The 9,108-nt window shown below is 37.8% G+C and carries 6 protein-coding genes and 5 tRNA genes (1 of these 11 only partly in view); 10 read left to right on the top strand and 1 reads right to left on the bottom strand.

What is annotated here, in order from left to right; all coding sequences use genetic code 11:
- From FTX43_RS04390 to gor, 10 genes are all read left to right on the top strand, one after another.
- Nucleotides 1-10, top strand: a tRNA-Gly gene (locus FTX43_RS04390) (it extends 62 nt beyond the left edge of the window).
- A gap of 16 nt (nt 11-26) precedes the next feature.
- Nucleotides 27-112: transfer RNA gene (locus FTX43_RS04385), tRNA-Leu, on the top strand.
- Between the two features lie 10 nt (nt 113-122).
- A tRNA-Arg gene (locus FTX43_RS04380) sits at nt 123-196 on the top strand.
- A 21-nt stretch (nt 197-217) separates the two neighbouring features.
- Nucleotides 218-291 (top strand) — tRNA-Pro (locus FTX43_RS04375).
- 57 nt (nt 292-348) lie between these two features.
- Nucleotides 349-422: transfer RNA gene (locus FTX43_RS04370), tRNA-Arg, on the top strand.
- Between the two features lie 135 nt (nt 423-557).
- Complete coding sequence (locus FTX43_RS04365; protein WP_002310600.1) at nt 558-1,025, top strand: CtsR family transcriptional regulator; 468 nt, start codon at nt 558-560, stop codon at nt 1,023-1,025.
- A 6-nt stretch (nt 1,026-1,031) separates the two neighbouring features.
- Nucleotides 1,032-3,518 carry an ATP-dependent Clp protease ATP-binding subunit gene (locus tag FTX43_RS04360; RefSeq protein ID WP_002310599.1) on the top strand — a complete coding sequence of 829 codons (2,487 nt, stop codon included), beginning with the start codon at nt 1,032-1,034 and terminating at the stop codon, nt 3,516-3,518.
- A gap of 221 nt (nt 3,519-3,739) precedes the next feature.
- Entirely contained in the window at nt 3,740-4,663 is a 924-nt protein-coding gene (locus tag FTX43_RS04355) for a peptidase U32 family protein (RefSeq protein WP_147606792.1), read from the top strand.
- Nucleotides 4,664-4,668: 5 nt separating this feature from the next.
- Nucleotides 4,669-5,922 carry a U32 family peptidase gene (locus tag FTX43_RS04350; protein WP_002310597.1) on the top strand — a complete coding sequence of 418 codons (1,254 nt, stop codon included), beginning with the start codon at nt 4,669-4,671 and terminating at the stop codon, nt 5,920-5,922.
- Nucleotides 5,923-6,055: 133 nt separating this feature from the next.
- Complete coding sequence (gene gor / locus FTX43_RS04345; protein ID WP_147606790.1) at nt 6,056-7,402, top strand: glutathione-disulfide reductase; 1,347 nt, start codon at nt 6,056-6,058, stop codon at nt 7,400-7,402.
- A gap of 90 nt (nt 7,403-7,492) precedes the next feature.
- Here gor and FTX43_RS04340 read toward each other — a convergent pair whose 3' ends face one another.
- Complete coding sequence (locus tag FTX43_RS04340) at nt 7,493-8,917, bottom strand: helix-turn-helix domain-containing protein (RefSeq protein WP_002320497.1); 1,425 nt, start codon at nt 8,915-8,917, stop codon at nt 7,493-7,495.
- Nucleotides 8,918-9,108: the final 191 nt, after the last annotated feature.

Genomic DNA, 9,108 nt, shown 5'->3' with positions numbered 1-9,108 from the left:
GTTTTCCGCTTTGCCAAAGCAATCGCGCCGGGGTGGCGGAACTGGCAGACGCACAGGACTTAAAATCCTGCGGTGAGTGATCACCGTACCGGTTCGATTCCGGTCCTCGGCATTTCAAATATGCGCCCATAGCTCAACTGGATAGAGTGTTTGACTACGGATCAAAAGGTTAGGGGTTCGACTCCTCTTGGGCGCGTAGTCTTTTTTATTTTTTAAACGGGAAGTAGCTCAGTTTGGTAGAGCACTTGGTTTGGGACCAAGGGGTCGCAGGTTCGAATCCTGTCTTCCCGATTTTTTTTATCTTGCTTTTTGTTTTCAAATGATTTATAATTTTTTTAAATTGAATATGCGCCCATAGCTCAACTGGATAGAGTGTTTGACTACGGATCAAAAGGTTAGGGGTTCGACTCCTCTTGGGCGCGTCGATACGGAATAGCATATTCCGTATTTTTTTTTGTTGATTCTAAAGGATTTATTTAACAAAAAGCGTTCTTCTTTCTTTCTATTACCAAATTCGTTATAATTAAGGTCAATATTAGTCAAAGGGAATGAATAAGATGGCACATCAGAATACCTCGGATTTAATTGAATCATATATAAAGAAAATTCTGGAAAATAGTGAAATGATCGAGATTCGAAGGATTGAAATGGCAGACCTCTTTAACTGTGTTCCTTCACAAATCAACTATGTGATTAATACCCGTTTTACCATCCAACGCGGTTATTTAGTAGAGAGCAAACGCGGGGGTGGCGGCTATATACGAATTGCGAAAGTAAGAATATCAGATAAAAAACAGTTACTTGAGCAGATAAATCAGTTGTTTGATGATACAATCAGTGAGAAAAATGCTTTTGCTATTATTCAAAAACTTTATGAAGACCAAATAATTACAAAAAAAGAAGGAAACTTGATGTTAAGTGCAATTGCAAAAAACACATTGAATTTCAATGAATTTGAAGATCATACACGTGCTCGGATTCTCCGAGCATTTCTGGAACGTTTAAGTTATGAAGATGGGAAGTGAGATTAGATGGAAGAACTTTTTACTGAAAGAGCCCAAGCGGTATTAGAAATTGCACAAGAAGAAGCAAAACGATTGAAACATCAATCAGTTAGTTCAGAGCATGTTTTACTAGCGTTAGTAGTTGAACAAAATGGAATTGCTGGAAAAGTATTACGTGAAATGGATTTGAATGAGACAGAAATTTATGAAGAAATTGAACATCTGATTGGTTATGGCGGTATCCGTTCTTACCCTAAAGGAGTCTTTCTTCCATATTCTCCAAGAATGAAACAAGTTTTTGCTTTAGCTAGTAGCGAAGTAAAGAAAACGGGTTCTCAAAAAGTTGGAACAGAACATATTTTGATGAGCTTATTAAAAGATGAAAGTATCATGGCTACTCGAATTATGATCAACTTAGGTATCAGCCTTTCAAAAGCCCGACAAGTTCTGAAACAAAAAATGGGACTAGCTGGTGATTCGGGTGGAAAGGGAATGAATCGTCGTAGAAATATACAAGATAAACGGCAAACACCACAAGGCACGCCTACACTAGATTCATTAGCACGTGATTTAACGAAATTAGCAAAAGAAAACAAGTTGGACCCAGTTGTTGGACGTTCTAGAGAAGTGAAACGGCTTATCCAGATTCTTAGCCGACGGACAAAGAACAACCCTGTATTGGTGGGTGAACCTGGCGTAGGTAAAACAGCCATTGCTGAAGGGTTAGCTCAAAAAATCATTTTAGGTGAAGTACCAGAAGACATGCAAGAAAAGCGCCTGATGATGCTTGATATGGGATCTTTGGTTGCTGGTACGAAATACCGCGGTGAATTTGAAGATCGAATGAAAAAAGTCATTGACGAAATCTATAATGATGGTCAAGTAATCTTGTTCATTGATGAATTGCATACCTTAATTGGTGCAGGTGGCGCAGAAGGAGCAATTGATGCTTCGAATATCTTGAAACCGGCGTTAGCTCGAGGAGAATTACAAACGATTGGAGCAACGACTCTAGACGAATATCAAAAATATATCGAAAAAGATTCTGCATTAGAACGGCGTTTTGCACGAATTCAAGTAGATGAACCAACTCCTGAAGAAGCGGAAGAGATTCTTCAAGGATTGCGTTCAAGATATGAAGAGCACCACGGGGTAGAGATTACAGATGAAGCTGTGCGGGCAGCAGTTAATCTTTCTGTTCGTTATATCACTTCTCGTCAACTACCTGATAAAGCTATTGATTTGATTGATGAATCAGCGGCGAAAGTCCGTTTGGATCAAACCGATCACTTAACAAAATCAACTGTAATCAAATTAGAAATTGATGAATTAGTACAAGAAAAAGAAGCAGCGATCCAAAAACAAGACTTTGAAAATGCTGCGCAATTACGTAGACAAGAAAAAGCACTACGTAAAAAGCTACAAAAAGTTTCTGCAATCGAAGCAAAACAAGAACAAGGATATTCTGATCGTGTAACGGAAGAAGATGTTGCTACAGTTGTATCGGAGTGGACTGGTGTCCCTCTACAGCAGTTGGAGAAAAAAGAAAGTGAACGTTTGTTAGAATTGGAAGGTCTCCTGCATGAACGGGTGGTTGGTCAAGATGAGGCTGTCAAAGCAGTTTCACGCGCCATTCGTCGTGCACGAAGCGGCTTGAAAGATCCTGACCGTCCAATTGGATCATTTATGTTCCTTGGACCAACTGGTGTCGGAAAAACAGAGTTGGCCAAAGCACTTTCAGAAGTCATGTTCGGAAGCGAAGATGCCCTGATCCGTGTTGATATGTCAGAATTTATGGAAAAATACAGTACAAGCCGATTAATCGGATCTCCTCCAGGATACGTAGGGTATGATGAAGGTGGACAGTTGACAGAAAAAATTCGTCAAAAACCATATTCAGTGATTCTCTTAGATGAAGTGGAGAAAGCACATCCAGATGTTTTCAATTTACTTCTGCAAGTATTGGATGATGGTCATTTAACAGATTCTAAAGGTAGAAAAGTGGACTTTAGAAATACGATCATGATTATGACTTCAAATATCGGAGCGACACAAATTCGAGAAGAAAAAAATGTCGGATTTAATGTCCAAGATGTCACGAAGGATCACAAAGCCATGCAAAAACGTATCTTAGAAGAGTTAAAGAAAGCTTTCCGACCTGAATTCTTGAATCGAATTGATGAGACTGTCGTCTTCCATTCATTGAGTAAAGATGAAATCCATACAATCGTCCAAATCATGAGTAAAGCGATTATCAAGCGATTGAAAGAACAAGATATTCAAGTGAAAATCACCCCATCTGCAATCGATGTGATTGGGAAAGCCGGATTTGATCCTGAATATGGTGCACGTCCAATCCGTCGCGCACTTCAAAAAGAAATTGAAGATCGATTGAGCGAGGCATTGCTTGGCGGAGAGATTCGCTTAGGTGACCACGTAACAGTAGGTGCATCAAAAGGAAAGATCACATTGAATGTTCGCGGGCCTAAAAAGGAAACAGTAGGTTCCCTATAGGTACTCGGTCTGTGTTAGCTGAATTTTTATAATAGTAAGACTTGATTAAGAGGTTGTGACAAGATTTTTGTCACAATCTCTTTTTATATTTGGACAGAATATATCGAACTTTATTTTGACTTTTTGTGAAATAATTTTCAAAAATCCGACTTTAAATAGAAGAAGTATTGGAAAGTTTTTAGAGCTATGCTACTATTATGAAGTTGTAGGAGGAGGAAATTATGATCGAACTCATAACCACAGTAGAGACTATCAAACAAGCAGAACAGTTGCTTGCTGCAGGTGCAGACACACTATATTTTGGTGAAGAGCAATTTGGATTGCGTCTGCCTGCTTCGTTCACACGAGAAGAACAGCGACAATTAGTAGAATTAGCACACAAGCATGGTAAAAAAGCAAATATTGCTGTAAATGGGATCATTCATCCTGAAAAAATGAAAAATGTACCTGAATATTTGGCTTTTTTAAAAGAAATAAACGTAGATGTGATCACAGTTGGTGATACAGGTATCATTTATACGATGAAAAAGAATCCTGAATTGCGTATACCGTATATTTATGATGCTGAAACATTAGTAACGAGTGCACGTCAAATCAATTTCTGGGCGAAAAAAGGCGCAGTTGGCGCAGTACTTGCTCGTGAAGTTCCTTTTGAAGAGATGAAGGCGATGGAAGAAAGACTCGACATTCCTGTAGAAATCCTTGTGTATGGTGCTACATGCATCCATCAATCCAAACGTCCACTGCTACAGAATTACTATAACTATACGAAGCAAGACGAACAAAAAGATCGTGAAAGAGGTCTTTTTATCTCGGAACCAAAAAAAGAAGAGACACATTATTCTATTTATGAAGATAGTCATGGCACACATATTTTTGCCAGTAATGATCTAAATCTCTCGAATGAATTGAATGAACTTTATCAGCATCATTACCGTACATGGAAATTGGACGGGTTATTTACTCCAGGCGAAAATTTCGTGACTATCACTCAACTATTCGCCGAAGCAAAAAAACAAATTTTAGAAGGTAGCTGGAATCAAGAAAAAGCAGAAAAATTGACGAGCGAAATCAACAAATTGCATCCTGAAAACCGGGAATTAGATACAGGATTCTTTTATATTGATCCTTCTGCTATCAAATAAGGAGTATGATGAATGAAATGACAGTAAAAAGAAAATTGAAACGTCCAGAAATCTTAGCGCCAGCAGGAACACTGGAAAAGTTAAAAACAGCGATCCATTATGGAGCAGATGCAGTATATATTGGCGGAAATGCGTATGGTTTAAGAAGCCGTGCAGGTAATTTTACTTATGAAGAAATGGCTGAAGGGGTTGCTTTTGCAAAAGAACACGATGCAAAAGTGTACGTTGCTGCTAATATGGTCACCCATGAAGGAAATGAAGAAGGCGCTGGGGAATTTTTCCGTAGTCTGCGCGATGTCGGTATTTCTGCAGTGATCGTTTCTGATCCAGCTTTGATCGAAATTTGCGCGACAGAAGCTCCAGGTCTGCCGATCCATTTATCTACTCAAGCTTCAGCAACCAATTTTGAGACATTGGAATTCTGGAAAGAGGAAGGGTTGGAACGTGTCGTTTTAGCTCGTGAAGTTTCAATGGAGGAAGTGGCAGAAATCCGTAAAAATACGGATATCGAAATCGAAGCATTTATTCATGGAGCCATGTGTATTTCTTATTCTGGTCGCTGCACATTGTCCAACCATATGTCAATGCGAGATGCGAATCGTGGCGGATGCTCTCAATCTTGTCGCTGGAAATATGGATTGTTCGATATGCCTTTTGGTCAAGAACGAAATAGTTTGACTGATACAGGAGAAATTGAAGAAGAATTCTCGATGAGTGCAGTTGATATGTCCATGATCGAGCATATTCCAGAATTGATTGAAAACGGTGTAGACAGCTTCAAGATCGAAGGAAGAATGAAATCGATCCATTATGTATCTACAGTGTCAAATGTCTATAAAGCAGCTGTAGACAGCTATATGGAAGATCCTGAAAACTATGTCTGCAAACAAGAATGGATCGACGAGTTATGGAAAGTGGCACAACGAGAGTTAGCTACAGGCTTTTATTACAATACACCAACTGAAAACGAGCAATTATTTGGTGAACGTCGTAAAATCCCAGTATATAAATTTGTCGGTGAAGTATTATCTTATGATGAGGCAACACAGATTGCTACGATACGTCAGAGAAACTTATTCTCTGTAGGGGATGAAATCGAATTTTATGGTCCAGGATTCAGTCATTTCAGTCAAACAGTCGAAATCATGCATAATGAAGAAGGGGAATCCATTGACCGAGCACCAAATCCAATGATGGTTTTGGCCATGCCAGTTGCACAACCAGTGAAACCTGGAGATATGATCCGGAAACGCAAATAAAGAAAAAGCTGATACATCTTTGTTTCAAGCATCTTCGCATACAAAATCTAAGAAAAGTGTTACACTTGTTTTCTGTAGAAAAAGGATCGTTAAATAAAGGTTTTGATTGATCTCTTCAATAAGGAGGAACAAAATGCAAATATATGATTACATCGTAATTGGTGGCGGCTCTGGCGGTATTGCTTCAGCAAACAGAGCAGGGATGCATGGCGCAAAAGTTTTGCTGATTGAGGCAAATGAATTAGGCGGAACCTGTGTCAATGTCGGTTGTGTACCTAAAAAAGTCATGTGGCAAGCAAGTACGATTTTGGAAACAATTGAACGCGATGCTCCAAGTTACGGCATCCAAGCAGATTTAAAAAGTGTTGATTTCGCTGGTCTAGTAGAAAGACGAGAAAAATATATTGATTTTCTACACGGTGCTTACCAAAGAGGATTAGATAGCAATCATGTCGAGGCTGTAAAAGGATATGCTACTTTTATCGATAGTCAAACGATTGAAGTAAACGGTGAAACTTATCATGCGCCTAAAATTTTGATTGCGACTGGAGGCCGTGCAAGCAAAATGGGCATTCCTGGTGGTGAGTACGCCATTGATTCAAATGGATTTTTTGAATTAAGGGAATTACCTAAGAGAGCAATCATTTTAGGTGCTGGATACATCGCAGCTGAACTTTCAGGTGTATTTCGTGGTTTAGGTAGTGAAGTCATGTGGGCATACCGAAAAGAACGTCCACTTAGAACGTTTGATAAAATGCTTTCGGACAATCTGATCCAAATGTACCAAGAAGCTGGGATCAAGACTTACGCACATCATATGGCTAAAGAAATCACTAAAAACAATGACGAATACACGGTGTTATTTGAAAATGGCGAAACCTTAACTGGTGATTGTGTCCTTTTTGCAGGCGGGCGTGTGCCGAATACTGAAAATTTAGGTTTGGAAAATACAAATGTCGAATTGGACGAAAAAGGATTTATTAAAGTAGATAAATACCAGAACACAACGGATGAACATATTTTTGCGGTTGGTGATGTGATCGGTAAATTAGATTTGACTCCTGTTGCAATCGCAGCTGGCCGACGTTTGTCGGAACGTTTGTTTAATGGGAAGAAAGATTCTTATCTTGACTATAATCTTGTTCCAACAGTCGTCTTTACGCATCCACCAATTGCAACGATTGGATTGACAGAAGAAGAAGCATTGGAAAAATACGGAGAAAATGACCTGAAAGTTTATCGTTCACGCTTTACTCCAATGTACTTTGCTTTGAATGAATATCGCCAAAAATGCGAAATGAAATTGATTTGCGTCGGAAAAGAAGAAAAAATTGTCGGCTTGCATGCCATTGGTGTAGGTGTCGATGAAATGCTACAAGGTTTTGCTGTGGCTATCAAGATGGGGGCAACTAAAGAAGACTTTGATAATACAGTAGCCATCCATCCAACAGGAGCGGAAGAATTCGTAACGATGCGATAATTTAATACTAGCAGTTCTAGTAGCTTTTTATTGAATAAACCAATGTAAAACCCGAAAATCTGTATACTGATTTTCGGGCTTTTTATTTTTTCATTGTTTATGTAAGATGGCTTCGATATTTTCCCAAAACGAATAAGCAGGGAAGTTGGATATTTTGATTATCTTCGTATTCAGCTGATTCCTATCTAAAGGAAAGTCAGTCAAAACCAAATCATATTGATTGATCAACCGATAGTTCAAATCAAAAAAGCTATCCTGATATTCTTTTATTTCTTTTATCTCAGGAAATTTTTTAGTTAACAATTCCTTATATAAGAAACAAACTTTCGGTTCTTGAGAAGAAAGGATCATGACTGTATATGTCTTTTTTTTTGGAATGATTCGATCAATAAGAGCTGGAGACAGCAAAACCAGTTCTTCCAGCAATTCTTCATATAATAGACGATTGGTTAGAATAAACGAATAATTTTCTTCCACTAATGCTTGTTCATAAAAAGAAAGAATGAGTGGATCCGAATTCAAGACGATCACAAAGAATTGTTTAAAGGAATTGGTTAGAAAAGGTAAAAACTCCTTCTTGAAAGAAATCAAATGATACAAGTAATTTAATTGCTGATCAGATAACATCGTATCAGTAGATAAAGAACGATAGAAATTTTGTGACAAATTTCTTAATTTTTTGATTTCATGAGCTGGCGCCTTTACAGAAGCAAAATGGATCATCTGGCTGATTGGACGCAAAAGTTCACTAGCTGTTTCTTTAGTTAAATAGAAATGATAATTTTTCTCCATAACGGAGCAAAATGTAACGTTATTTTTCGTTCGCTCAAAAAATAAATCAATATCCATTTCGAGAGGTTGGCTTTTCAACTGATCGGATAATCTATGTTTCTTTCCGAGCCGGATAATAGAAATCAAAAAATAATAAATCAAAAACAGCTGTTTGTGGACAGATAGTTTGTTTAATGGAGGATAAAGTTTCATGTATCGTTTGATAGCTGCAGACAATATTTGGTAATGAGGAAGTTGATCCGGTGTATAGATCTCCTCGAATAAACTGCAGTAGAAAAAACGTATTTGTCTCTCCTCACCTTGAATATGTACATATGGAGTAGTGTGGATTCTAAAAAGAAATCCTCGCTTTTGAAAGGATTCATTCAGAAACATAATGATTCTGCGAATACTTGCTGTACTCATAAATAACTGATCAGCTAGTTTAGCAATACAAGGTTCTTGCATCAAAATGATTTTCAACACTTGTATATGGCTTGAATGTTTTAAGATAGTACTCGTGATGCTTTCTAAATTATATTCACAAGGTAATCTCAAAGAAACTTTCTGATGCTCGTCGATATGAATAGATGCCGGAGAATGAACAAAATTAAATGCGGCAATATCAGATAAGAGTGTTTTTTTTGTTACAGCAATTTTCTTCTCTAAGTCTTCTAAATAAAATGAATCCATACTCAAAAGCATGGCTAATCTTAACTGTCTTTCTGATAATTTTTCAAGCATAGTTATATCTTCTGTCATATTTCCAACTGCGTTTTTAAGAAATAATAGATAAAACGCTCCTTCACTTCCTTTCTTTTCAGTCGCTCTTAATCATTATCCCACGTTATAGAGAAAATTGATTCATTTGTATGTTTGTTCAACAATTTTAAGCAACAGGCAGAATAAACAGCAAAAACAGAATGCTTTGACCT

The sequence above is a fragment of the Enterococcus sp. DA9 genome (genome assembly GCF_008000875.1).
Classification (GTDB): domain Bacteria; phylum Bacillota; class Bacilli; order Lactobacillales; family Enterococcaceae; genus Enterococcus_B; species Enterococcus_B lactis.
Note: the sequence above shows the minus strand (reverse complement) of the source record. Positions and strands in the feature narration are given on the sequence as shown.

Bases quoted from the DNA above. Each gene is read 5' to 3' on its own strand.
- FTX43_RS04365 (WP_002310600.1), top strand. From the start codon at position 558: ATGGCACATCAGAATACCTCGGATTTAATTGAATCATATATAAAGAAA.
- FTX43_RS04360 (WP_002310599.1), top strand. From the start codon at position 1,032: ATGGAAGAACTTTTTACTGAAAGAGCCCAAGCGGTATTAGAAATTGCA.
- FTX43_RS04355 (WP_147606792.1), top strand. From the start codon at position 3,740: ATGATCGAACTCATAACCACAGTAGAGACTATCAAACAAGCAGAACAG.
- FTX43_RS04350 (WP_002310597.1), top strand. From the start codon at position 4,669: ATGATGAATGAAATGACAGTAAAAAGAAAATTGAAACGTCCAGAAATC.
- gor (WP_147606790.1), top strand. From the start codon at position 6,056: ATGCAAATATATGATTACATCGTAATTGGTGGCGGCTCTGGCGGTATT.
- FTX43_RS04340 (WP_002320497.1), bottom strand. From the start codon at position 8,917: ATGCTTGAAAAATTATCAGAAAGACAGTTAAGATTAGCCATGCTTTTG.